Consider the following 24,929-nt stretch of genomic DNA (forward strand, 5'->3'; position numbering starts at 1 on the left):
TATTTCGTATTAACAAAAAAGTCTTTGACAATCCATATTCACATTTGGTATTTTATAAGAGAACAAAAATTCATATAACAAAACATCAAAAAGACATTTTACAACTCATGTTATATAATAGGGGGTTTGCAAATGGAAACGGAAATGATTTATGAATTTCGCCGTCCTAAGAATATAATTCCTGGGAAAAAGTATCCCGCATTGTTTGTTATGCATGGCATAGGAAGCAATGAACAAAATATGCTTTCACTTGTTAATGGACTGGAGGATTCCTTCTTTATTTTTAGTGTAAGGGGACATTTGACACAAGGTCCGGGATTTGCCTATTTTACAATCCAGGGCTATGGAAAACCACATCGAGAAGATTTCGATGAAGGAATCAAAAAGCTCGCTAAATTTATTGATTATGCATCAATAAATTATGAATTAGACCCAGAGCAATTATACTTGTTGGGCTTCAGCCAAGGAGCCATAGTTTCCATGACATTAGCTCTCACCCTTGGAATCAAGATTAAGGGTGTAGTAGCGCTAAGTGGTTATATTCCTCAATTTGTAAAGGAAGAATACAGGATAAATCCAGGGAAACATTTATCAGTGTTTATATCACACGGGGAATATGATCAGGTTCTGCCATATGAGTGGGGGAAAGAAAATGTCGATTGTTTTACTGAGCTTGGGGTTCCTGTGAACTTTAAATCTTATCCAGAAGGGCACACTGTATCCGAAAAAAATCTTCAGGATTTTCAAGCTTGGATTATAAATGATTTACGAAGATAAGTCATCCGGAGTTTAGATATGGAAATTCAATGAAAAAAACGGGGAATGAGAACATGGATTTACATGTCATTGCTAAAGAAATTTACAGTCATCAAAAAAGTGCTGTAGAAATGAGTAAAATAACAACTGGGTATCCCAATATAACAATTGAGGATGCTTATAAAATTCAAGAAATTAACACGGAAAAAGAATTACAAAATGGTGATCAATTTGTTGGCTGGAAAATGGGGCTAACAAGTTTCGCGAAGCAACAATCGGTAGGAGTCAATCAACCTATTTACGGAAGATTGCTTAAGTCAATGGAGATGTCCAATCAGGAACTTTCTTTGGACGGTTTGATTCATCCGCGGGTGGAACCAGAATTTGCGTTCTTAATGAATAAAAAACTAAAAGGAAATAATGTTACTGAGCAAGAGGTTTGGCAAGCTACTGAAGGTATAATGCCAGCATTAGAGATCATTGACAGCCGTTATAAGAATTTTTCATTTAACCTTATTGATGTGGTTGCAGATAATGCATCCAGTACAAAATTTTTTCTTTCGGAACAAATATATGTACCAAATAAGTTTCAATGGGAAAAAGCACAGGTTCGAATGAAGTTGAATGGTAAAGTAGTTCAAGAAGGAAAAGGTTCAGCTGTTATGGGAAATCCTGTTCGTTCGGTGGTTGAATTGGTCAAAATGTTAGACTCCTCTGGGCTTTGTATTGAACCTGGGATGATTGTACTAACCGGTGGAATTACCGAAGCCATTCATGTTTTTAGTGGAGATTCCATTGAGGTTGAATTTGATGAATTGGGTAAAATGGATTTGACCGTCATTTCATAATCGGGAGGTTTGGAAATGCCAATTGTACAGGTACACTTGCTTGAGGGGAGATCGAAAGAAGTAAAACAGCAATTGATTTCAGAGATTACAGCAGCAGTTAGCCGGGTGTTAGGTAATTCACCTGAAACAATCAGAGTATTATTACATGACGTGCCAAGTGAAAATTGGGGTGTAGCCGGCTCGCCAATCAGTAATAACAAGATAATGTAAGGACCATTTTTTATAAAGGGTTGAAGCAAAAAAACGCTGATTCTCCGCTATACATCAACCGACATAAATGTACGGTTAAATAGCGTCAGAATCAGCGTTTTCTGGCTTTTGTACGTCCCAAAGAGGATTCGAACCTCCGACCTACAGTTTAGGAAACTGTTGCTCTATCCTGCTGAGCTATTGGGACAAGGTAAGTAAAAATAAAAATGTTAGCTACTCACAAATAGTAACTGTCGTCCTGATCTCAGAAAGATTAATCAAGAAGTGGCTCGATCAGTACGCTGATGAAGAATCAAGAAGCGTATTCGATCGTGCTCTATCCTACTGAGCTATTGGGACTTATAACATATTAAGTGTAAGAACTCTTAATAGCAACGTAATTTATTATACTCATTTAATCAAAAAAGGTCAATACATACGTTAGTGAATGGAGAGGTCTCTGTCCACTTCTGGTTGTTTGACAGCCTTTTCGCGGAAAATAACCCAAACGATTAAACTTAGCGATATCAACAAACCCTCTAACGATAAGATATACCAAGGGTATGGTCCAAGCACATCTAGCAAGCTAGCACTCTCTGGTTTATGGCTTAGGAACATATAATTCCCGCCAACGATCTTATTAATAAACATAATAATAGGTAGCAACACATTTAGGAACACAAACAGTTTTACCACTGACCAGATCGTCGGGCGATACCTTAGTACCCAGGTGAAATATAAAGGCACCCAAATAATCATTAAATGCGTATAAAAGAAATGAAAGAAACGAAAATGTGGAAAGTCATAATTTAATAATGGTGTAAGTAATGCCTGTGACGCCCCTAGTAAGGCAGTAAATAGTAAAATTTCATAGATTATTTTTAACCGTGTAAGCAGTAATACGATGGTTAACATCAAGCTGATGCTACACAACTCAAGAGGTATGGCATGACTGACATCCCAGCTACCATTTATAATCATCCAAAAATGATAAGTGGCTTCCATTATTATTAATGTGATAGCCAAAACAATTTCAGTCTGCCGCAATTTCTTATTATTAAGAGAATCTCTAAAAAGAAACATACATACTGAACCAATGATTAAAATAGCTAGTACGATAAAATGACTAGTCGAAAACATTTCAAAGTCATAGTTTTTATTGCTGCGGCCAAACCATTCCATCATCCCACCGTCCCTTATTCAGATTTTATCATGGTTGGATTTCGGAAATCGTCGAAAAACAGGACATGGTAAATTAAATTTATGGAAATTGGTACTACTATCTATTAATTTGGCAAATATTCAACGAGTGCCTGACACTCCCGGTATGTGATATAATAATATGTCGAAAGAAATCGAAATGAATTTAACCGTGGAGGTCATTATGGCTGCTTATACGCCGATGATACAGCAATATTTAACCGTTAAGGCAGATTATCAAGATGCCTTTTTATTTTTTCGCTTAGGCGATTTTTACGAAATGTTTTTTGAGGATGCCATTAAGGCATCACAGGAATTAGAGATTACATTAACGAGTCGCGATGGCGGCAGTGAAGATCGAATCCCAATGTGTGGTGTCCCATACCATGCGGCTCCCAACTATATTGAACAGCTTATTTCAAAAGGCTATAAAGTAGCAATATGTGAGCAAATGGAAGACGCAAAACTAACCAAAGGGATGGTCCGACGTGAAGTCGTTCAGTTAATTACCCCAGGTACTGTAATGGATGGCAAGGGGTTGAATGATAAAGAAAATAACTATATTGCCTCTATTACTGCATTTGACGATCAAACCTACGGCTTTGCTTATAACGACATCTCAACTGGTGAAAGCCGAGTGACCCTGCTTACTAATTATTTTGAAGAAGTTCTAAACGAATTGGCGGTTTTAAGTGCCAAAGAAGTAGTCGTATCAAGTAGCTTTGATGGAGATCTGCAAAAGAAAATGCGTGAGCGTGATGTGATGGCTATTTCTTTTGAGGATAATAGTTCGATAGATATGACTTTTTCTCAGCTTCTTGAGGATTTAAATCAAGACAAATTAAAGCAAACAGCGGCTAGGCTATTTAACTATTTATACCGTTCCCAAAAAAGAAGCCTTGACCATCTTCAGCCAGTCACTACCTATCAAACTCATCAATTTATGAAAATTGATTACTATTCAAAGCGAAACCTTGAATTAACGGAAACGATTCGTTCTAAGGGGAAAAAAGGTTCCTTATTATGGTTACTCGATGAAACCATGACGGCTATGGGTGGTAGGATGTTAAAGCACTGGATTGACCGGCCGTTAATTGACCAGGATGGAATAAAACAGCGTCAAACCATTGTTGAAGTTCTAATGAACCACTATTTTGAACGTCAAGAACTTCGTGAGAAATTAAAGGAAGTCTATGATTTGGAACGTCTAGCCGGACGAGTAGCCTTTGGTAATGTCAATGCCCGTGATTTGGTGCAGTTGAAGCGTTCTTTAATGCAGGTGCCTAACTTAAAACAAACCCTTCAAGCGATGCAGGACGAACAGGTAAATCAGTTGGCAGAAAGGCTTGATCCTTGTGAAGAGGTATCAGATTTATTAGAGCGAGCCATTGTTGAAAATCCGCCTCTTTCTTTAAAAGAAGGAAATATGATTTCGGATGGATATAATGAGCAGCTAGATCAATATCGATATGCCAGCAGGAACGGTAAGACCTGGATTGCTCAGTTAGAACGTGAGGAACGGGATAAAACAGGTATTAAATCGTTGAAGGTTGGCTATAACCGGGTGTTTGGCTATTATATTGAAGTCACACGAGCAAACCTGCATCTTTTAAAAGAAGGGCAGTATGAGCGGAAGCAAACGCTAACGAATGCGGAACGATTTATTACCCCGGAATTAAAAGTGAAAGAAGCGTTAATTTTACAGGCAGAAGAAAAATGCGGTGAGCTGGAATATGAATTGTTTACTGAAATTCGTGAGATTGTGAAGGACCAAATTCCTCGTTTACAAGCTTTAGCGAAGATCGTTAGTGAATTAGATGTTCTCCAGTGCTTTGCTCAGGTTAGTGAAGAGCGCCGATATGTGAAACCAGAGTTTTCGACCGAGCGCCGTGTCGTGATTAAAGAAGGACGTCATCCAGTGGTTGAGAAGGTATTAAACGCCCAGGAGTATGTGCCAAATGATTGCAATATGGATAGCGACCGTGAAGTATTGTTAATCACAGGTCCAAATATGTCTGGTAAAAGTACGTACATGCGGCAAATTGCCCTGACCGCCATTTTAGCGCAAATCGGCTGCTATGTTCCGGCTTCCCAAGCGGTACTGCCGATTTTTGATCAGGTATTCACTCGTATTGGTGCAGCCGATGATTTAATTTCCGGTCAGAGTACCTTCATGGTGGAAATGCTTGAGGCAAAAAATGCGATAGCGAACGCCACACAAAATAGCTTAATTTTATTTGATGAAATCGGCCGTGGAACCTCTACTTACGATGGTATGGCGTTAGCACAGGCGATTATTGAATACATTCATGAGCGGATTGGTGCCAAAACTTTATTTTCAACCCACTATCATGAGTTAACCGTACTTGAAGAAGAGCTGACAAAACTAAAGAATATTCACGTTAGTGCGATTGAACATAATGGCAAGGTTGTTTTCCTTCATAAAATTAAAGAAGGTCCGGCAGATAAGAGTTACGGAATTCATGTGGCACAGCTGGCAGAACTCCCTGCAGAACTAATCAACCGGGCAAACGAAATCTTATCAGCTCTTGAGCAGTCTGATGTTCCGGCTGTCCCAGCTAAAAAACCAGCTTTAATAGAAGAAAGACAGGCAGAGAAGCCTGCACAGCTTTCATTCTTTGACGAACCAAAAGAGACGAAGAAGCATGAACCTTCACCAAAAGAAAAACGAGTATTGGATAAAATAAAAGAATTAGATTTGTTAGATGTGACACCGTTACAGGCCATTAACATGCTGTACGATTTGCAGAAAAAATTAAAAGGCTAAAGAAAAGGAGGCGAACTGTATGGGGAAGATTATTCAATTAGATGATGCCCTATCCAATAAGATTGCGGCGGGAGAAGTAGTCGAACGCCCCGCCTCTGTTGTAAAAGAGCTTGTTGAAAATGCGATTGATGCCGGAAGTACTGTGATTGAAATTGAGGTTGAAGAAGCAGGACTGGCAAAGATTCGAATTACTGATAATGGTCATGGGATTGATGAAGAGGACGTATTAATTGCTTTTCAACGTCATGCCACCAGTAAAATTAAAAATGAAAATGATCTATTTCGTATCCGTACGCTTGGATTCCGTGGGGAAGCTTTGCCAAGTATCGCTTCCGTTTCACGGCTTGAAATGAAGACCTCGACTGGTGAAGGTGCCGGAAACCGAGTAGTTATTGAAGGCGGCAAGGTTGAAGTGTTTGAAAAAACGTCGAGTAGACGGGGAACGGACCTCATCATTACCGATTTATTTTTCAATACACCTGCACGGCTTAAATATATGAAGACCATTCATACAGAGCTCGGTAATATTACAGATGTTGTCAACCGTCTTGCTCTTTCTCATCCGGAGGTAGCCTTCCGTTTGATTCATAACGAAAGGAAACTGTTGCAAACGAATGGAAACGGTGATGTTCGTCAAGTGCTGGCGTCCATTTATGGATTAGCCATTGCTAAGCAGTTAGTTCCTATTTCAGGTACTTCACTCGATTACAAAATTAGTGGATTTGCTTCGATGCCGGAGGTTACAAGGGCATCGAGAAATTATATCTCAACGATGATTAATGGACGGTTTATTAAAAACTATCCATTGGCGAAAGCCATTCAGGAGGGCTATCATACCCTACTTCCGATTGGACGATTTCCGATTGTCCTATTGAACATAGAGATGGACCCATTGCTTGTAGATGTGAATGTTCATCCTTCAAAAATGGAGGTCCGCATAAGTAAGGAAGCGGAGTTAAATGAACTTGTAACATCAATGATTAAAGAGGCGTTCAAATCTAAGATATTAATTCCAACAGCCTACACGCCTGTTAAGAAAGAAGTACAGAAGTCTGAGCAAACGGCTTTCGTGTTGGATGAAGGAACAATACCCGAAAGTGAACCTAAGAATGTTCAAAAGCAATGGAGTGCTCCAGTTGAAAGGGTCACTGTGTCACAGCCGATGGAAGCAAGTGATTTTACTAAAGAACCGATCCATACTGAAAGAATTGGTGAATCATTAGGTTGGGAATCGGTTAATCCTTTCTCTGCTGGATATGTGAATTCACATGTCAGTAATCAGGTGGAGGTAACAGAAGACGAGATTCAGGAAACACATCTTTCAAATGAAGTTACCTTTGAAGAAAACGCAAGTTCTACCGAAAATTATCCATCAGCAAGCCGTGTGCCACGCTTATATCCAATCGGGCAAATGCACGGTACCTACATTTTTGCTCAAAATGAAAATGGATTGTATATCATTGACCAGCACGCGGCCCAAGAACGTTTGAAATATGAGTATTTTCGTGAAAAGGTGGGACAGGTGGAGCCGGAATTGCAGGAATTGCTTGTTCCGCTAACCTTTGAGTATTCAACAGATGAATATATGAAGATCACCGAACATCAACATAAGTTGGAAAAAGTGGGGGTTTTTCTTGAGGAATTTGGGATGAATAGCTTTATCGTCCGTTCTCATCCTCAGTGGCTGCCTAAAGGGGAAGAAAAACAAATCATTGAAGACATGATTGAACAGCTTTTATCGATGAAGAAGGTAGACATTAAAAAGCTGCGTGAAGAAGCAGCGATTATGATGAGCTGTAAAGCTTCGATTAAAGCCAATCGTCATTTACGAAATGATGAAATCCAAGCTCTGCTCGATGATTTGAGAAAAGCATCAGATCCATTTACCTGTCCGCACGGAAGACCGATTATTGTTCATTATTCGGTTTATGAGATGGAGAAAATGTTTAAACGGGTTATGTAATGGTGAAAAGAACATTCCTTTATGGGGGTGTTCTTTTTTTAGGGGTGGGATTGCTATCAAGATGAATGGAATTCTACACAAAAACGGAGGAATTCTACACAAATTCATAATAATTCTACACAAAATAGGAGGAATTCTACACAAATTCACAATAATTCTACACAAAATAGGAGGAATTCTACAAAATTTCAAGTTTTTCTACAAAAAATGGATTAAATTTCCATAATAACAACAATAGACCGCAGGACAAGTCCCGCAGCCTATTGCCTATAAATGCCTATCTAATCGCTGCTTGCAACTTGCTCATATACTGAAGAGCTTTACCTGTTCCAATTACAACACATTCAAGTGGATCTGAAGATAGCTGTACAGGAACAACGATTTCCTTGCTTAACCATTCCTCCATACCATTTAACAGTGAGCCACCGCCAGTTAAAATTACGCCACGGTCAACAATATCACCGCTAAGTTCGGCAGGGCAGTCTTCAAGTGTAGCACGGATTGCTTCTAAAATATGAAGAAGAGCCTCTCTTAGAGCATTTTGAACCTGATAGGATGAAAGATTAATAGTTTTTGGTAAACCCGACACCAAGTCACGACCGCGGATATCCATGAAGCGCTCTTCATGATCAACGAGGGCATAACCAATTTCCATTTTAATTCTTTCTGCTGTTCTTTCTCCAATTAGTACATTGTATTCCTTACGAACAAATTGAATAATATCATCATCGAGACGGTCACCGCCGACCTTAATCGAATGACAGGCAACCACACCGCCAAACGAAATAATGGCAACCTCAGTATTACCACCGCCGATATCGACAACCACGTTTGCAACAGGTTCATCTACAGGCATTCCTGCTCCAATCGCTGCCGCAACAGGTTCTTCAATCAGAGAGATTTTCTTGGCTCCAGCATTTCGAACGGCATCCTGGATCGCTCTACGTTCTACACTAGTAGAACCAGAAGGAATACAAACCACTACATTCGGTTTACGGAAACCGTAGCCCATTTTTTTAGTGGCCTTACGCATCACATGTTTAAGCATGTCAGTAGTGACATCAAAGTCAGCAATAACGCCATCCTTTAATGGACGGATGGTCACCACTTTTTCTGGTGTCTTACCTATCATCTCTTTTGCCTCAAGCCCAACTGCTACCACATTTTTCGTTTCTGTATCTATGGCCACAACGGAGGGCTCATTAAGTACAATTCCTTTGTTTTTACTATAAACCAATATATTAGCTGTTCCTAAATCAATACCTATATCAAAGTTAGAAAGCATATTTTCACCTTATTCCTTAGTTTTATTCAATAATAAACTACGATTAAGCCTAACATGAATGTGGGGGTAAAATGCTGTTTGTAAATAAACCGTTATCCATTTGTAAAGTTACAAGAAGTATCTTTCATCTTTGGAAGAAATTTGGATATGATAATTTCATGATCAAAAACGCATAGAAAAGGTTTTTTTTGTTAATACTTATTTGATGTTCAACTGCTTTTTAAAATTGTGTTACGATGTAAGGGTGAAAGCAGAAAAATGAAACCTGTTTTCATTTAAAATGAAATAAGGCAGTGTGAAAATATTGAATGCGAAACAAAATGTACTGGTAATCATCGGTCCAACTGCTGTAGGGAAAACAAAGTTGAGTATTGAAATGGCGAAACGGTATAATGGTGAAATTATCAGTGGGGATTCGATGCAAATCTATCGTGGAATGGACGTTGGGACTGCAAAAATAACAAAAGAGGAAATGGAAGACATTCCACACCATCTTATTGATATTAAGGAGCCCTTTGAAAGTTTTTCCGTTGCTGAATTTCAAGAACTGGTTAGGGCTAAAATAGCTGAGATTGCTAAAAAGGGGAAACTTCCGATTATTGTTGGAGGAACCGGCTTATACATTCAGTCGGTCATCTATGATTATCAATTTTCCGATGTTTCGGGAGATGAATCCTATCGTCTACAGTTGGAGGAAAGAGTCAAAGAATTAGGAAATGAAGCACTTCACGAAGAATTGAAGGAGATAGATCCCGGAAGTGCTGCGCAAATCCATCCCAATAATGTAAGACGGGTCATTCGAGCGCTGGAAATTTATCACCTGACCGGGAAGACGATGCAAGAATACCAAAGTCATCAGCAACCAGATTTGTTGTACAATACAGCAATAGTGGGCTTAACCATGGATCGGGACCAGCTGTATGAACGCATAAATTTACGGGTAGATATGATGATGGATGAAGGTCTCCTACCGGAAGTAAAAGCCTTATATCAACAGGGGCTGCGTGAGTGTCAATCCATCCAAGCCATTGGTTACAAAGAAATTTATGAATATCTTGATGGAAAAGTCACACTCAATGAAGCGGTAGAAAATTTAAAGCAAAATTCCCGAAGATATGCGAAAAGGCAATTGACTTGGTTTCGTAACAAAATGAAGGTAGAATGGTTTGATATGAGTAATGTGAATAATTTCTCAAAAAAAATAGCCGAAATTTCACAATATGTTGAAGGAAAGCTACAAGTAAAATCGAATACATATTAGTAGAGATAAAAGAGGAGGATATACAAATGAAAACAACAATCAATATTCAAGACCAATTTTTAAATCAATGCCGTAAGGACAATATGCATGTTACGGTGTTTTTATTAAATGGGTTTCAATTAAGAGGACAAATTAAGGGCTTTGATAATTTTACCGTTTTGTTTGAATCAGAAGGTAAGCAGCAGTTAGTATTTAAGCATGCAATTTCCACTTTTGCGCCACAAAGAAATGTACAGTTGGATTTGGAAAGCCAACAATAACTTATTTTCTCAAAATAGAGTCCATATACGGGCTCTTTTTGTTTTTTCAGGGATAAAGAGAAAACTTTTTTAATGAAAGCGATAGGTCGTGAATACACATAGAAATGAAGGATTATGCTTTCCTTTGTAGATAAAGTGATCCGAATTTATGACAAATAAATTCAAAGTAGTCATAGCTACTTTAAGTATACTGTCTGCAGAATGAGAGGTGAAAGCTTTGGATCAACCATTTCGCATGAAAAGTAACGGCCAAATAAGCGTTGTCCTCAATTCACAAAAGAAAAAAACGTTAACAAAAGAGGCGCCAGAATTCCAAGTTGTTCCAAAGATCATTCCCCCTGAGCACACGGCTTTAAAGGAAATAGAAGAGGAGCTAGTGGCTTTGGTTGGTATGGAAGAAATGAAGCGAATGATAAAAGAAATTTATGCGTGGATTTATGTGAACAAGAAACGGGAAGAAATGGGGCTGAAGGCTAGAAAACAAGCTCTTCATATGATGTTCAAAGGGAATCCGGGAACCGGAAAAACAACCGTTGCGAGGCTGATTGGAAAGCTATTTCAAAAAATGTCTGTTCTTACAAAGGGCCATTTAATCGAGGCGGAAAGAGCGGACCTTGTAGGAGAGTATATCGGGCATACAGCTCAAAAGACAAGAGATTTAATTAAGAAGGCACAAGGTGGGATTTTGTTTATTGATGAAGCCTATTCCTTAGGGCGTGGGGGGGAAAAGGATTTCGGAAAGGAAGCCATCGATACGCTAGTAAAGCATATGGAGGATAAACAGCATGAGTTTATCCTTATTCTTGCCGGATATTCCAGAGAAATGGATTACTTTTTGACACTCAACCCTGGTCTTCACTCTCGTTTTCCTTTAGTAATTGATTTCCCGGACTACAATATCAACCAATTGATGGAAATTGCAGGAAGAATGTTAGAAGAAAGGGAATACAATCTAAGTCATGAGGCCGAGAAAAAATTAAGGGATCATCTTATTTGGGTAAAGTCTGTCCTAAACCCCAATAGTTTTTCAAATGGGAGATATGTTCGTAATGTCATAGAGAAATCTGTACGGGCACAAGCGATGAGGTTGTTAATGCTAAATAGTTATGACAGGCATGAATTAATGACTCTTAGAAGTAATGATCTGGTGTTTGATGAAGATTAATAAAAAATCGGCGGAATGTTGAATCCGTCGATTTATTTATGTCCAGCTCCAGCGCCTAGCCCCTCGGGTCTGATCAAGGCGCTTGCGCTTTTCTATTTTTAGTGCGTCCCAAGATTCTTTGAGGGAAGTTTCCAATCGAAGGTGTAGGAGAGTACTCTCAAAATGGTAACAAGACCAAATAACGAATACAGTTCCCATGAATCCACTGCTAATTTAAGGCCAATGATAAGTCCTGCAAGGATCGCCCAAACCGCATAAATTTCTGACCGAAGAACAATCGGTTTTCTACCTGCCAATAAATCACGGATAATTCCGCCACCAATACCGGTTAATACAGCAGCGACAATTACGGCGCTAAGCGGATGATTCATTTTTGCAGCATAGATGGCCCCTTGAATAGCAAAGGCGGATAGACCGATGGCATCGAAAAAGTTTCCCCATTTTTGCCAATGCCTAAGTAAATTGCTTGGAAATAAGAAGACCGCGGTAATGGATAGCAAAGCAATTTGAAAAAATAAACCTTGTTCCCATAAAGCGGATACGGGAACGCCAATTAACAGATTTCGAATGGCCCCTCCTCCGAAAGCGGTAACAATTCCTAAAATATAAACGCCTAAAATGTCGTATTCCTCTTCCATGGCCACAATGGCTCCACTAATGGCGAAGGCAATTGTGCCGATCATACTCAAAACTTCCCATGTCATTGTGCTTCGATTTCTCCTCGATGTCTATTTTTAAGAAAATCATCATGATAATAGTATAATAAAGTGAAAAGCAAACATTAAAATTTTATCATGATAATAGAAAATTACAACAAGTTTTTTAATATCGTAAACAAAAGGGAAAATTAGAGTATGCAAGCGTTTTTTGTTATGATGAATGGTAGAGCCTTTTAAGGAAGGAAGGATGCCTTGTGGAACAAAAGGAAACAAAGGAAAAAGTGATTCTCGTTGGCTGTCAAACAAATAAAGACGAGGATTCACGATTTCAATATTCTATAGAAGAACTAGCGGCATTAACGGAAACTGCTCAAGGTGAAGTGCTCGTCTCAGTTGTTCAAAAACGGGACCGCGTTCATTCGGCTACATATATTGGCAAAGGAAAAGTAGAAGAACTTAATGCATTAGTTGAGGAACTTGAAGCAGATGTAGTGATCTTTAATGATGAACTATCACCGAGTCAAAAAAGAAACCTCGGTGCAGAAATAGAAGCTCGAATTATTGATCGAACACAGCTCATTTTAGATATCTTTGCACAACGGGCTCGTTCCAAAGAAGGGAAATTACAAGTAGAACTTGCCCAGCTGCAGTACCTTCTTCCGCGTCTAGCAGGTCAAGGAACGGCATTATCACGGTTGGGTGCAGGGATTGGAACAAGAGGACCCGGTGAAACAAAACTAGAATCAGACCGACGTCATATTCGCAGAAGAATTGACGATATCAAAGGTCAGCTTTCTGTCATCGTTCAGCACCGCGACCGGTACCGTGAAAGAAGAAAGAAGAATAAAACCTTCCAGGTGGCGATTGTCGGCTATACCAATGCGGGAAAATCAACATTGTTTAATCGCTTGTCAGAGGCGGAGTCGTACGAGGAGAATCAATTATTTGCTACGCTTGATCCAATGACTAGAAAATTAATTTTACCAAGTGGGTTCTTAGCTTTAATTACGGATACGGTTGGATTTATTCAGGATCTGCCAACCACCCTTATCGCGGCATTCCGTTCCACTCTAGAAGAAGTAAAGGAAGCAGACCTGCTTCTCCATGTGGTTGATATGTCCAATCCAGATTATTTTCAGCATGAAAAAACAGTTAAGAAACTGCTAGATGATTTAGATATCAAAGATATCCCGCAATTGACCGTTTATAATAAAAAGGATATTCAACATTCCGACTTCGTTCCAACGGCCAATACACCGACAGCTTTTATAAGTGCTTTTAATCAAGAAGATCGTCAGCACTTAAAAGAGAGAATTGAGAAGATGGTGGTGGAACGAATGGAACCATACGAGGTGGAGGTACCTTCAACAGAAGGGAAGCTGCTTTCTCAATTGAAAAATGAGACGATTTTAAGGGAGCTATCCTTTAATGAAGAAAACCAATTGTACCGCTGCAAAGGGTATTCACTTCAGGACCATCAAATCACCGGACAGTTGCAGAAATTTCAACAATAGATAGGAGTAACAACATGTTTCAACAGTTAAATAGTGGGGAAAAGCTTCAGCCGATTGTTAAAAGAGTGGAACAACAAATTGCTGAGGTGCATAAACAAATTGATGAACGAATTGAAACGAATCAATTTGCTGTATTAAGAAGCTTCCAAAAACATCGGGTCGGCGATTCGCATTTTATCCCATCGACGGGTTATGGATATGATGATATCGGCAGAGATACCCTGGAATTAGTGTATGCAGATGTTTTTGGCGGTGAAGCCGGGCTTGTTCGCCCACAAATTATTTCAGGCACACATGCAATTTCGATTGCATTATTTGGTGTTCTCCGTCCAGGCGATGAACTCCTTTATATAACCGGCAAACCATATGATACGTTAGAAGAAATCGTTGGGCTTCGCGGAAATGGAGTAGGATCATTAAAAGAATTTGGAATTTCCTATGATAGCGTGGCACTTACTGATGAGGGTAGAATGGATTGGACGGCCATTGCCGATAAAATCAAACCTAATACTAAAATGATCGGCATTCAGCGCTCAAAAGGGTATGCAACAAGACCGTCATTTACGGTTGCGGAAATCGGGGGAATGATACGTTTTGTAAAAGAAATCAAACCAGATGTCGTTGTATTTGTTGATAACTGTTATGGGGAGTTCGTGGAGGAAATGGAACCTTGCCACGTGGGAGCGGACCTGATGGCGGGCTCTCTCATTAAGAATCCTGGCGGCGGGATTGTGAAGACGGGCGGCTATATTGTTGGAAAAAAACAATGGGTGGAGGCATGTTCTTATCGGATGACCTCACCTGGAATTGGTGCTGAGGCCGGTGCTTCTCTTTATAGCCTTCAAGAAATGTACCAAGGGTTCTTCCTTGCACCGCATGTTGTGGGGCAAGCGTTGAAAGGCGCGGTTTTTACTGCTGCAATGTTAGAGGAGTTAGGTATGAATTCTTCACCGAAGTGGAATGCGAACAGGACAGACTTAATCCAATCTGTTCAGTTTGATGATCGTGATAAAATGGTTGCTTTCTGCCAGGCGATTCAATTTGCTTCGCCAATTAATTCTTATGTTACACCGTACGCAAGTTATATGCCAGGATATGAGGATGATGTCATTATGGCAGCGGGTACGTTTATCCAAGGCGCCAGTATTGAATTAACAGCAGATGGTCCAATCCGACCACCGTATGTGGCATATGTTCAAGGGGGATTAACGTATGCCCACGTGAAGATGGCCGTGTGTCTTGCCGTTGACCATTTAATTGAAAAAGGATTAATTGAATTGAGTTAGGGGAAAATAGGACAGCGATTAGTTGTCCTATTTCATTTTGAAAAAACCATGTAAGAAAACCTTACATATGATTGACAATAAATCTAACACGAAATATAATAGCAATATGATTTAACAAAAGGGAGGAGAAATTTGGTGAGTGGAAAGGAAATTCGCCGTTCCATGCCACTGTTTCCCATCGGAACTGTCATGCAACTAACGGAGCTTACAGCTAGGCAAATCCGCTATTATGAAGAGCACCAATTGATTTCTCCAGCAAGAACCGAGGGAAACAGGCGTCTGTTTAGCCTTAACGATATTGATAGGCTTCTAGAAATCAAGGATCTAATTGATCAGGGAGTCAATATGGCGGGAATTAAACAACTCTTTGCGGTTAAACAGCAGCAAGCAGAAACACTAGAAAAGCAAACTGAAAAAGTCAAACGAGAACTTACAGATGACCAACTCAGAAAGCTACTCCGCAACGAAATTATTCATTCAGGAAGAAACAATCGATCCACATTGCGACATGGCGATATGTCTCGGTTCTTCCATTAAAATCTACTAATTTCTTTTTAAAAAAATTGGGGGTATTAAAATGGCAAAGTATTCAAGAGAAGATATTCAACGACTGGCAAAAGAAGAAAACGTGAAATTTATCCGTCTTCAATTTACGGATATTCTTGGAACCATTAAAAACGTGGAGATTCCAATTAGCCAATTAGAAAAAGCACTTGATAACAAAATGATGTTTGATGGTTCATCTATCGAAGGTTTTGTACGTATTGAAGAATCTGATATGCTATTATATCCAGATTTAAGCACTTGGGTTGTTTTCCCTTGGACAGCTGAAAAAGGAAAAGTAGCTCGTTTAATCTGTGATATCTATACTCCAGAAGGAAAACCATTCGAAGGTGACCCACGAAATAACCTAAGAAGAGTATTAAAAGAAATGGAAGAGTTAGGATTTACTAACTTCAACCTAGGACCTGAACCAGAATTCTTCTTATTTAAATTAGACCAAAATGGTGAGCCAACATTAGAATTAAACGACCAAGGTGGCTATTTCGACTTAGCTCCAACAGATCTAGGTGAAAACTGCCGTCGTGATATCGTTCTTGAGCTAGAAGAAATGGGCTTTGAAATCGAAGCATCACACCATGAAGTAGCTCCAGGACAGCACGAAATCGACTTTAAATATGCGGATGCATTAACAGCATGTGATCAAATCCAAACATTCAAGCTTGTAGTTAAAACAATTGCACGTAAGCATGGTTTACACGCGACTTTCATGCCTAAGCCATTATTCGGTGTAAATGGATCAGGTATGCACATGAACTTATCATTATTTACAAATGGTCAAAATGCATTCTACGAGCCAACTGGTGATCTAGAAATGAGCGATACAGCTCGTCAATTCATTGCGGGTATTCTGAAGCACGCACCAAGCTTTACAGCTGTAACTAATCCAACTGTAAACTCTTATAAGCGTCTTGTTCCTGGTTACGAAGCACCTTGTTATGTAGCGTGGTCTGCAAGAAACCGTTCACCATTAATTCGTATTCCAGCATCACGTGGATTAAGTACTCGCGTAGAAGTACGTAGCGTTGACCCAGCAGCAAACCCATACCTAGCGATGGCTGTGCTTCTAAAAGCTGGTCTTGACGGAATTAAAAATAAATTGACTCCTCCAGCTCCAGTAGACCGTAACATCTATGTTATGAGCAAGGAAGAAAGAATTGAAGAAGGTATCATTGATCTTCCAGCAACACTAGCTCAAGCACTAGACCAATTAAAGTCTAACGAAGTAATTGTATCTGGTCTTGGAGAGCACATCTTCGAACACTTTGTAGAAGCAAAAGAAATTGAATGGGATATGTTCCGTACAGTCGTTCACCAATGGGAACGTGATCAGTACATGAGCATGTACTAAAAATAAAAAACCTTAGCGCCTTAATGGCTGCTAAGGTTTTTTATTATCCTTATTTCTCACCTTCCTGGTTTAACATTTTAAATCTATTAAGGACTGTATCACCGCCGATGCCAGCAATGATTGAAAAAACAATGATTTCTACCAATGAATTAGGTTCTGTGTATAGAACGAGGAGAAGAGAGGCGACCGCGCCTAGAAGCAATTCTTCTAGAAAACCCAGATAGATGAACTTTTTTGTTTTCCTAGGCATAATGATTTTACCGTGTTTCCGAACATGTCCAACAACCCCAACCAATCCACCAATTGCTACAGAGAAAATAATGTCCCATAACACTGTTTCTCACACTCCTTAAGCCGTTTATTTTTTGGACCTAAGGTAAATCTTGGTGTATTACTATTATATTAAAGTGCTGTACTAATATCATGAGTAAATATACTGAATTTTCAATATATTAAACATAATAATGTATATTATTGAAATTTTTCCCAATATATGAACGTAAGGACCTGTTACTATTGTCTGTTGATTTCCGCTCCAGGCGCTTCGCTTTCCGCGGGCGTTCCGGGAGCCTCCTCGTCGCTCACTCCTGCGGGGTCTCCCGTGACCGCTACTCCCGCAGGAGTCTTCGCGCCTTCCGCTCCAATTAACAGGCATGTCAAATATCATATGCTTTAACATAGACAAACAAAAAGAGCTGCACCAAGTTGGTGACAGCTCTTTTGTTTTAGTGGATATGTCTGTAAACACCTATTACTTTTCCTAAAATGGAGACATTCCGTAGAATAATAGGTTCCATTGTAGAATTTTCTGGCTGCAAACGGATGTAATCCTTTTCTTTAAAAAATCTTTTACAAGTTGCTTCGTCTTCCTCTGTCATTGCAACAACAATATCACCATTATTAGCTGTTGGCTGTTGTTTTACAATGACATAATCTCCGTCAAGAATTCCTGCTTCTATCATACTTTCACCCATAATTTCTAACATAAATACATGTTCATCAGCTGGTGCCAAGCTTTCTGGAAGCGGGAAGTACTCCTCAACATTTTCAATTGCTGTAATTGGTAAGCCTGCAGTAACTTTCCCAACTACTGGTACGTTGACAACTTTATTTCTCGGAATATGTGCAGCTTCGTCAGCTTCTAATATCTCAATGGCTCTTGGCTTTGTCGGATCCCGTCTAATAAGACCTTTGCTTTCAAGTCTTGATAAGTGACCGTGAACAGTAGAGCTGGATGCAAGTCCAACAGCTTCGCCGATTTCTCTAACAGAAGGAGGATAACCTTTACTCTTAACCTCTTCTTTAATGAAATCTAAGATATCCTGCTGCCGCTTTGATATTTTTACCATAAAATGCACCTCGCCTGGTTAATGTTGTCTTTATTATAGCATGTTCGCCTTTTTTATACAAACATAAGTTCGAAAATGAAGTTGACAACAAACAAACGTTCGTACTATAATAAAAATAACAAAAGAGAACATATATTCTTATTAGAGGTGTAATTATATGAAAAAATTATGGAACCAATACTCCTATGCCATTACTCTTATTCTGTTAAGCTGTTCAATTGCTATCATTCTATCCTTCCAGTATCATTCAAATGAAGAGGATCAGTTTATAAAGGTAACAATCTCTGAAGGGGATTCCTTATGGGAAATCTCTGACCAATATTCTTCACAGCATTCGTTAACGAATAAAGAATTTGTAGGATGGGTTAAAAAACATAACAAAATTGTAAATGATCAAATCTTTCCAGGTGAAGAGATTATCATCCCTGTCAGTAGAGAAGATTCTTCCTCCACAACGGAACTAGCAAGTGCTCCGGGAAATTAGTTAGGTTAGGTAATATATATGAAAGCAATTGTTTATTGTCGTGTTAGCACAAATAAAGAAACCCAGGAAACCTCATTGGAACGTCAGGAAGAAGAATTAATTCAATTGGCAAAACAACATCAATTCGAAATTGATACGATTATTAAAGAACAAGCTAGTGGCTATGATTTTGATCGTGAGGGCATACTAGAGGTATTAGATCGAATAAAAGATAACCATGTCCAGGCTTTGTTAATTCAGGATGAAACACGTCTTGGGCGAGGCAATGCAAAGATTGCTCTCCTACATTGCATCCTAAAGGAAAACATAAAGCTCTATTGCATAACCCATAATGGCGAATTACAATTATCTGAATCTGACTCAATGGTTCTACAGATTGTCAGTATGGTGGAGGAATATCAACGAAAGCTTCATAACGTTAAAATTAAGCGTGGAATGAAACGAGCGGTTGAACGAGGATATCAACCTCAACATAACTTAAGAAATCTCGGAGAATCTTCAGGCAGGGATAAAATTGAAGTTCCTATTGAAGAAATTGTTAGGATGAGAAATAATAACATGACTTTTTCAGAAATTGCCGCAACGCTTAGAGGCTTGGGTTGTCTTATTTCTAAAGCTACCATACATAGGAGATACCAGGAATTTATAGAATCACAAGTTGAGTAGACCTTTTGCCTTGTCAGAAGGTCTTATTTTTAGTAAAATCAGATGTCAGACGACTAATTGAAAGGAAGGTTCTTAATGCTATCAAAAGAAAAAATGGCTAGGATTAATGAGTTGGCCAGAAAATCGAAATCTACAGGATTAACGGAACTAGAAGCAAAAGAGCAATCTAAACTACGAAGTGAGTATTTAGCAACTTTCCGTTCTAGTATGCTTGATACGTTAACAAATACAAAGTTCATCGACCCGGAAGGTAATGATGTAACACCTGAGAAAATTAAGGATAGAAAGAAAAATACACTTCATTAATAAATCGGGATACATTTTGTATTCCCTTTTTACATATACAAACAATTAATGTGTCAAAATAAGAAACAAAATGCCTTTTGGCTCTTATTTAAATGCTTTTTGTTGAATTAAAAACATCGGCAATATAATATTAATGATGTATTTAGTATCCTAGTGATTAAGAAAGGATGTAATTCATGTTTAACACTATTGATGATTTATCTGTTACTTCAATCCGAACGCTTTCCATTGACGCTATCGAGAAAGCAAACTCTGGCCATCCTGGTATGCCGATGGGTGCGGCTCCAATGACTTATACATTATGGACACGTTTCATGAATCATAACCCAAAAAACCCTAAATGGTTTAACCGCGACCGATTTGTTTTATCTGCAGGTCATGGTTCAGCATTGTTATACAGCATGCTTCATTTATCCGGTTACCGTTTATCAATGGATGATCTAAAACAATTCCGTCAGTGGGGTAGTAAGACACCTGGACATCCAGAATATGGTCATACTGAAGGTGTGGAAGCAACAACAGGTCCACTTGGCCAAGGAATTGCTATGGCAGTGGGTATGGCAATGGCGGAGCGCCATGTAGCAGGTGTTTATAATAAAGAAAATTATGAATTAGTCAACCACTTTACATATAGTATTTGCGGTGATGGGGATTTAATGGAAGGTGTATCAGCTGAGGCTGCCTCTCTTGCTGGTCACTTAAAATTAGGTCGTTTGGTTGTTCTATATGATTCAAACGATATTTCATTGGATGGGGACTTAGATAAGTCTTTCTCTGAAAGTGTTAAAGATCGTTTCCTTTCATACGGATGGCAATATCTTCGTGTTGAAGATGGAAATAATTTAGAAGAGATTGCGAAAGCCCTTGAAGAATCTAGAAATGATCTAGACCGTCCAACTATGATAGAAGTTAGAACAGTTATTGGTTACGGTTCACCGAACCGCGCTGGTACTTCAGGCGTTCACGGATCTCCACTAGGTGCTGATGAGCTAAAGCTTACCAAAGAAGCTTATAAATGGACATTCGAAGAAGATTTCCATGTTCCACAGGAAGTATATGATAACTTCCAAAAACTTATCGTTGAAACAGGTGAGAAGAAGGAAAAAGAATGGAACGATCTTTTTGCACAGTATAAAAAAGAATATCCTGAACTTGCTACTCAATTAGAGCAGGCATTAAACAATGAACTACCTGCTGGCTGGGACAAAGAAGTTCCTGTCTACAGTGAAGGAAAGAGCTTAGCAAGCCGTGCTTCTTCTGGAGAGGTATTAAATGCAATTGCGAAAAACCTTCCTATCTTCATTGGTGGTTCCGCAGACCTTGCAGGATCTAACAAAACGATGATTAAAGGATCAAAAGATTATATGCCAGGTTCCTATGAGGGCCGTAATTTCTGGTTCGGTGTCCGTGAATTTGCAATGGGTGCTGCAATGAACGGTATAACTCTTCATGGAGGCGTAAAAGTATTTGGTGGAACATTCTTCGTTTTCTCTGATTACTTACGTCCAGCTATTCGTTTAGCTGCATTAATGGGTCTACCTGTAACCTATGTATTTACTCATGACAGTATTGCAGTAGGAGAAGATGGACCAACTCATGAACCAGTAGAACAGCTTGCAGCATTACGTGCAATGCCAGGATTATCCATCATTCGTCCAGCAGATGGAAACGAAACGGCAGCTGCTTGGAAGTTGGCTGTTGAATCCACAAATAAGCCAACTGCACTTGTTCTAACTCGTCAAGATCTGCCTACATTAAAAGGTACAGATACAAATGCATACGAGGGAGTTTCTAAAGGTGCCTATGTTGTTTCTCCATCTGAAAGAGAAACGCCAGATGCTTTATTATTGGCAACTGGTTCTGAAGTAAGCCTTGCTGTTGAAGCTCAAAAGGCATTAGCTGGTGATGGAATTCATGTTTCTGTAGTAAGCATGCCTTCATGGGATCGTTTTGAACAACAATCTCAGGAATACAAAGATTCCGTTCTTCCAAAGAACGTGAAGAAACGTCTTGGTATTGAAGTAGGTTCATCCTTTGGATGGCACAAATATACTGGTGACGAAGGCGATGTGCTGGCAATCGATATGTTCGGAGCTTCTGCACCAGGTGAAAAGATTATGGAAGAATACGGCTTTACAGTAAGCAATGTTGTTGCCCGTGTGAAGGCAATGTTACAAAAATAAACAACAAATGTTAGGGACAGCTTTTAGCTGTTCCTTTTTTTGTGACAATTTTTCGAAAAAATATACTTTTCTGAAGGGAAGTTCATATTTTCTATCGAATTCATAGTAGATTTGTTAAGAAATCTGTTAATCGACAAAAGTAGTGGAAGTTTTTGCCGCAGTAAGACAAATGATTCGTTTGTGTTTTTTTATAATAGAAAAAAGGGGAATTAACGAAGGAGAGAACCGTAGTGAGAAAATATCAGCTATATTTAATAGAAGATGAATTTGCGGCCCATTACTTCGGAAGAGAGCGACTATTTTTTCAGCTTTTTCAGGAACATCAACATGCAGTTGGCGAGCTAAAATTTATAACTAAAAAACAAATTTCATATATCACAAAAAGAGTAGAAGTCTTAAAGATTCACCAGTTAATCCAGAAGCAGCTTGGAAAAATTAAGGGATTTAAAGCTGACCATGGTGCATACACGATTGAATTGAGTGGAAAACTAAGTACGGCAAAGGTTGAAGTGTTTCAGGACTTGATAACAGTAGAAGCACAAGGAAGCTATGAAGCGGAAACAGCTTTTTTTGAAGTGCTTAGAAAATGTGAATCATCCTTTTTAGCTATTGACCTTGAACATCAGCGATATGGCTGGTTAAAACCAATTAAAGAAAGAAAATTTATCTAATTGAAACGAGATATTGTCTTATCTCGTTTTATTTAGTACACTGTATGATAGACAACATGAAGGAGGAAGTTTAATGGGTATGTACATTCTAGTAGGTATACTAGCATTAGTAGCTGGTGTAGCACTAGGATTTTTCATTGCTCGGAAGTATATGATGAGCTATTTAAAGAAAAATCCGCCAATTAATGAGCAAATGTTAAAAATGATGATGATGCAAATGGGTATGAAGCCTTCACAAAAGAAGATCAACCAAATGATGTCAGCTATGAACAAGCAACAATCTAAATAATTGGACAAGCACATCTATCATATACATTGACCAAATTAATTAAGAGAAACGACCTACAAGTCGTTTCTCTTTTTTTATTTCCTAGGCTGTGTTTAAAGAACAGTGTTGTTTTTTATACCCTGTTGATTGGAGCGGAAGGCTCGAAGACTCCTGTGGGAGTACGGTTCAGGGGAGACCCCGCAGGCGCTAGCGCCGAGGAGGCTTGCCGAAACGCCCACGAACCGCTCGAGCCTGGAGCGGAAATCAACAGGCAATTTTAATAGAGCCATTTTCTAAAAAAAGGGAATGAAACTAGTTTGTTTTGAGAACCTTAAAAACAAAAAGGCTAGTAGTGGAGTGGTTAATCTGTTAAAGCAATTTAGGAACAAAATGAAACAAATCACCCAACAACAAGACAGTAAAGAAGAAAATGTCCACTCTGATGAACTTATACATTTAAAACAGTGCAATATATTTAGAGAGCTTGCCAGAAACAACGAAGCAATCGCTAAAATTTATAAATTACATAAGAATCGGGATATAAGCATCAGAAACTTAACAATCGGAGGATCGGGAGCAAAAGCGTGTATTGTATTTTTAACTCCGATCGTTAATGCAGAAACAATAGAAAGATCAATCATTAAGCCATTAATAACAAACACAGATAGAAATAAAGAAATCGAAACGCTCATTGTAACCCAATCTATTAAGAAAATCTCTACCTTTAAGGAAGTTCTTTTAGAAGTTAATAAAGGGAATTCGGTCTTATTTATCGATAACTGTTCCATCGCTTTTTCAATGGAAACCGCAAAGATTAAAGCCAGAAATATTGAAAGAGCAGAGACTGAAGTAATCTTAAAAGGGCCAAAAGAGGCTTTTACAGAGAATGTTGATGATAACATCTCATTAATTCGTAAAAAGTTTAGAACGGAAAGTCTAATAAATGAGTCAATCACCGTTTCGAAGAAAAATAACGATGAGGTATATATTCTTTATTTAGAGGATGTAGTAAATGAAGAATTATTAGAAAGTGTAAAAAAAAGTTTACAGTCATTTGAAGTAGATGTGATTCAAAATATTGGAATTTTAGAGCAATATATTGAGGATAGGGAAAAGTCGATATTCCCAACCACACTTTATACTGAAAAGCCTGATAGGGCGGCATCATTTATTCAAGATGGATATATCGTTTTACTAATGCATAGCTCTCCAGCATGTTTAGTCCTACCTGCCACCTTTTGGGCTTTTTTTCATACACCAGATGAACATTATTTACGATTTTTATTTGGTAATTTTACGAGAGCATTACGGGGAATGGCCATATTTATCGCCTTATTTACATCTGCTATTTATATTTCCATTACTAACTATCATGCGCAGATGATTCCGCCTGATCTGTTGCTGGCCATATCATCGACAAGGGAAAGAGTACCTTTCCCAGCTTTCATTGAGATTTTAATAATGGAAATTGCATTTGAATTAATCCGTGAAGCCGGTTTGAGGGTACCAAACCCAATTGGACCAACTATTGGAATTGTGGGTGCGCTCATCCTTGGCCAGGCAGCAGTAGAGGCGAATGTAATTAGTCCTCTTGTTATTATTGTTGTGGCATTAAGTGGTCTATCATCGTTTGCGGTCAGTGATATCAGTTTTAATTTTGCAATTCGTATTATAAGGTTTATCTTCATTATTGCTGCTGGGATTTTAGGCATATATGGTATGGTTGTCATATTTGTAATGGGATTATCTTATATGGTTTCTATTAGGAGCTTTGGGGTTCCATATTTAGCCCCCATGACCCCAAGATATAAAGCCTCTCAAGATACGGTATTTAGGAAAATTCTACAAAATGAAAGATGGAGGCCAGGATTTTTAAAACCAAAGGATTTAGAAAAAAAGGGAGATACAACGTAAAT

General features: G+C 38.8%; 24 protein-coding genes and 1 tRNA gene. 19 read left to right on the forward strand and 6 right to left on the reverse strand.

Features of this window, described 5'->3' with window-relative positions; genetic code table 11:
- Positions 1-132: 132 nt before the first annotated feature.
- Genes AC3A54_RS13780 through AC3A54_RS13790 form a run of 3 tightly spaced genes read left to right on the forward strand, consistent with a single transcriptional unit; the run spans position 133 to position 1,814 of the window.
- A complete protein-coding gene (locus AC3A54_RS13780; protein WP_487654854.1) occupies positions 133-777 on the forward strand; it encodes an alpha/beta hydrolase in 645 nt (214 codons plus the stop codon).
- 53 nt (positions 778-830) lie between these two features.
- The gene (locus AC3A54_RS13785) at positions 831-1,604 is read left to right on the forward strand and encodes a 2-keto-4-pentenoate hydratase (protein WP_487654855.1); all 774 of its coding nucleotides are present in this window, start codon (positions 831-833) and stop codon (positions 1,602-1,604) included.
- 15 nt (positions 1,605-1,619) lie between these two features.
- Complete coding sequence (locus AC3A54_RS13790) at positions 1,620-1,814, forward strand: tautomerase family protein (RefSeq protein ID WP_487654856.1); 195 nt, start codon at positions 1,620-1,622, stop codon at positions 1,812-1,814.
- A gap of 113 nt (positions 1,815-1,927) precedes the next feature.
- Here AC3A54_RS13790 and AC3A54_RS13795 read toward each other — a convergent pair.
- Positions 1,928-2,001: transfer RNA gene (locus AC3A54_RS13795), tRNA-Arg, on the reverse strand.
- Between the two features lie 233 nt (positions 2,002-2,234).
- Positions 2,235-2,978: a YwaF family protein gene (locus tag AC3A54_RS13800; RefSeq protein WP_487654857.1), complete on the reverse strand. Its 744-nt coding sequence runs from the start codon at positions 2,976-2,978 to the stop codon at positions 2,235-2,237.
- 199 nt (positions 2,979-3,177) lie between these two features.
- Here AC3A54_RS13800 and mutS point away from each other — a divergent pair, with 199 nt between their 5' ends.
- Both mutS and mutL read left to right on the forward strand, forming a co-directional pair.
- On the forward strand, positions 3,178-5,781 hold the full coding sequence (gene mutS / locus AC3A54_RS13805) for a DNA mismatch repair protein MutS (protein ID WP_487654905.1): 2,604 nt from the start codon (positions 3,178-3,180) through the stop codon (positions 5,779-5,781).
- Positions 5,782-5,800: 19 nt separating this feature from the next.
- On the forward strand, positions 5,801-7,744 hold the full coding sequence (gene mutL / locus AC3A54_RS13810) for a DNA mismatch repair endonuclease MutL (protein ID WP_487654858.1): 1,944 nt from the start codon (positions 5,801-5,803) through the stop codon (positions 7,742-7,744).
- A gap of 277 nt (positions 7,745-8,021) precedes the next feature.
- On the opposite strand, the gene mreBH is transcribed toward mutL, so the two are convergent.
- Positions 8,022-9,029 carry a rod-share determining protein MreBH gene (mreBH, locus tag AC3A54_RS13815; protein ID WP_308080094.1) on the reverse strand — a complete coding sequence of 336 codons (1,008 nt, stop codon included), beginning with the start codon at positions 9,027-9,029 and terminating at the stop codon, positions 8,022-8,024.
- 304 nt (positions 9,030-9,333) lie between these two features.
- On the opposite strand from mreBH, the gene miaA reads away from it, so the two are divergent.
- From miaA to spoVK, 3 genes are all read left to right on the forward strand, one after another.
- Positions 9,334-10,290 (forward strand): tRNA (adenosine(37)-N6)-dimethylallyltransferase MiaA, encoded by a 957-nt coding sequence (miaA, locus tag AC3A54_RS13820; protein WP_487654859.1) that lies wholly within the window; start codon positions 9,334-9,336, stop codon positions 10,288-10,290.
- A 26-nt stretch (positions 10,291-10,316) separates the two neighbouring features.
- Complete coding sequence (gene hfq / locus AC3A54_RS13825; protein ID WP_335548922.1) at positions 10,317-10,550, forward strand: RNA chaperone Hfq; 234 nt, start codon at positions 10,317-10,319, stop codon at positions 10,548-10,550.
- Between the two features lie 217 nt (positions 10,551-10,767).
- Positions 10,768-11,715, forward strand: coding sequence for a stage V sporulation protein K (gene spoVK / locus AC3A54_RS13830; RefSeq protein ID WP_487654860.1), 948 nt, complete (start codon positions 10,768-10,770; stop codon positions 11,713-11,715).
- Positions 11,716-11,813: 98 nt separating this feature from the next.
- Here the strand turns inward: spoVK and AC3A54_RS13835 are convergent, their stop codons facing one another.
- Positions 11,814-12,419 (reverse strand): trimeric intracellular cation channel family protein, encoded by a 606-nt coding sequence (locus AC3A54_RS13835; RefSeq protein ID WP_487654861.1) that lies wholly within the window; start codon positions 12,417-12,419, stop codon positions 11,814-11,816.
- A 209-nt stretch (positions 12,420-12,628) separates the two neighbouring features.
- Between AC3A54_RS13835 and hflX the strand changes: the two genes are divergently transcribed.
- The 4 genes from hflX to glnA all read left to right on the forward strand — a co-directional run bounded on the left by hflX (position 12,629) and on the right by glnA (position 17,086).
- Positions 12,629-13,888 (forward strand): GTPase HflX, encoded by a 1,260-nt coding sequence (gene hflX, locus AC3A54_RS13840; RefSeq protein WP_487654862.1) that lies wholly within the window; start codon positions 12,629-12,631, stop codon positions 13,886-13,888.
- A 14-nt stretch (positions 13,889-13,902) separates the two neighbouring features.
- Positions 13,903-15,174: a methionine gamma-lyase family protein gene (locus AC3A54_RS13845; RefSeq protein WP_487654863.1), complete on the forward strand. Its 1,272-nt coding sequence runs from the start codon at positions 13,903-13,905 to the stop codon at positions 15,172-15,174.
- A 135-nt stretch (positions 15,175-15,309) separates the two neighbouring features.
- Positions 15,310-15,711, forward strand: a complete 402-nt coding sequence (locus AC3A54_RS13850) for a MerR family transcriptional regulator (protein ID WP_487654864.1) — start codon at positions 15,310-15,312, stop codon at positions 15,709-15,711.
- Positions 15,712-15,751: 40 nt separating this feature from the next.
- A complete protein-coding gene (gene glnA, locus AC3A54_RS13855; protein ID WP_308080086.1) occupies positions 15,752-17,086 on the forward strand; it encodes a type I glutamate--ammonia ligase in 1,335 nt (444 codons plus the stop codon).
- Positions 17,087-17,135: 49 nt separating this feature from the next.
- Here glnA and AC3A54_RS13860 read toward each other — a convergent pair whose 3' ends face one another.
- Positions 17,136-17,420 carry a DUF4257 domain-containing protein gene (locus tag AC3A54_RS13860; RefSeq protein ID WP_308080085.1) on the reverse strand — a complete coding sequence of 95 codons (285 nt, stop codon included), beginning with the start codon at positions 17,418-17,420 and terminating at the stop codon, positions 17,136-17,138.
- Positions 17,421-17,811: 391 nt separating this feature from the next.
- Positions 17,812-18,435, reverse strand: coding sequence for a transcriptional repressor LexA (gene lexA / locus AC3A54_RS13865; protein WP_487654865.1), 624 nt, complete (start codon positions 18,433-18,435; stop codon positions 17,812-17,814).
- A gap of 157 nt (positions 18,436-18,592) precedes the next feature.
- Between lexA and yneA the strand changes: the two genes are divergently transcribed.
- From yneA to AC3A54_RS13900, 7 genes are all read left to right on the forward strand, one after another.
- The gene (yneA, locus tag AC3A54_RS13870) at positions 18,593-18,919 is read left to right on the forward strand and encodes a cell division suppressor protein YneA (RefSeq protein ID WP_487654866.1); all 327 of its coding nucleotides are present in this window, start codon (positions 18,593-18,595) and stop codon (positions 18,917-18,919) included.
- A gap of 18 nt (positions 18,920-18,937) precedes the next feature.
- The gene (locus AC3A54_RS13875) at positions 18,938-19,585 is read left to right on the forward strand and encodes a YneB family resolvase-like protein (protein ID WP_487654867.1); all 648 of its coding nucleotides are present in this window, start codon (positions 18,938-18,940) and stop codon (positions 19,583-19,585) included.
- Positions 19,586-19,660: 75 nt separating this feature from the next.
- The gene (locus AC3A54_RS13880; RefSeq protein ID WP_487654868.1) at positions 19,661-19,891 is read left to right on the forward strand and encodes a DUF896 domain-containing protein; all 231 of its coding nucleotides are present in this window, start codon (positions 19,661-19,663) and stop codon (positions 19,889-19,891) included.
- 176 nt (positions 19,892-20,067) lie between these two features.
- Positions 20,068-22,074: a transketolase gene (gene tkt, locus AC3A54_RS13885; RefSeq protein ID WP_487654869.1), complete on the forward strand. Its 2,007-nt coding sequence runs from the start codon at positions 20,068-20,070 to the stop codon at positions 22,072-22,074.
- A 230-nt stretch (positions 22,075-22,304) separates the two neighbouring features.
- The gene (gene sirA / locus AC3A54_RS13890; protein ID WP_308080078.1) at positions 22,305-22,745 is read left to right on the forward strand and encodes a sporulation inhibitor of replication protein SirA; all 441 of its coding nucleotides are present in this window, start codon (positions 22,305-22,307) and stop codon (positions 22,743-22,745) included.
- 73 nt (positions 22,746-22,818) lie between these two features.
- On the forward strand, positions 22,819-23,034 hold the full coding sequence (locus AC3A54_RS13895; protein ID WP_307288731.1) for a YneF family protein: 216 nt from the start codon (positions 22,819-22,821) through the stop codon (positions 23,032-23,034).
- A gap of 285 nt (positions 23,035-23,319) precedes the next feature.
- Positions 23,320-24,927: a spore germination protein gene (locus tag AC3A54_RS13900; RefSeq protein ID WP_487654870.1), complete on the forward strand. Its 1,608-nt coding sequence runs from the start codon at positions 23,320-23,322 to the stop codon at positions 24,925-24,927.
- Positions 24,928-24,929 lie beyond the last annotated feature (2 nt).

The sequence above is a fragment of the Neobacillus sp. Soil_C_43 genome (assembly GCF_057656715.1).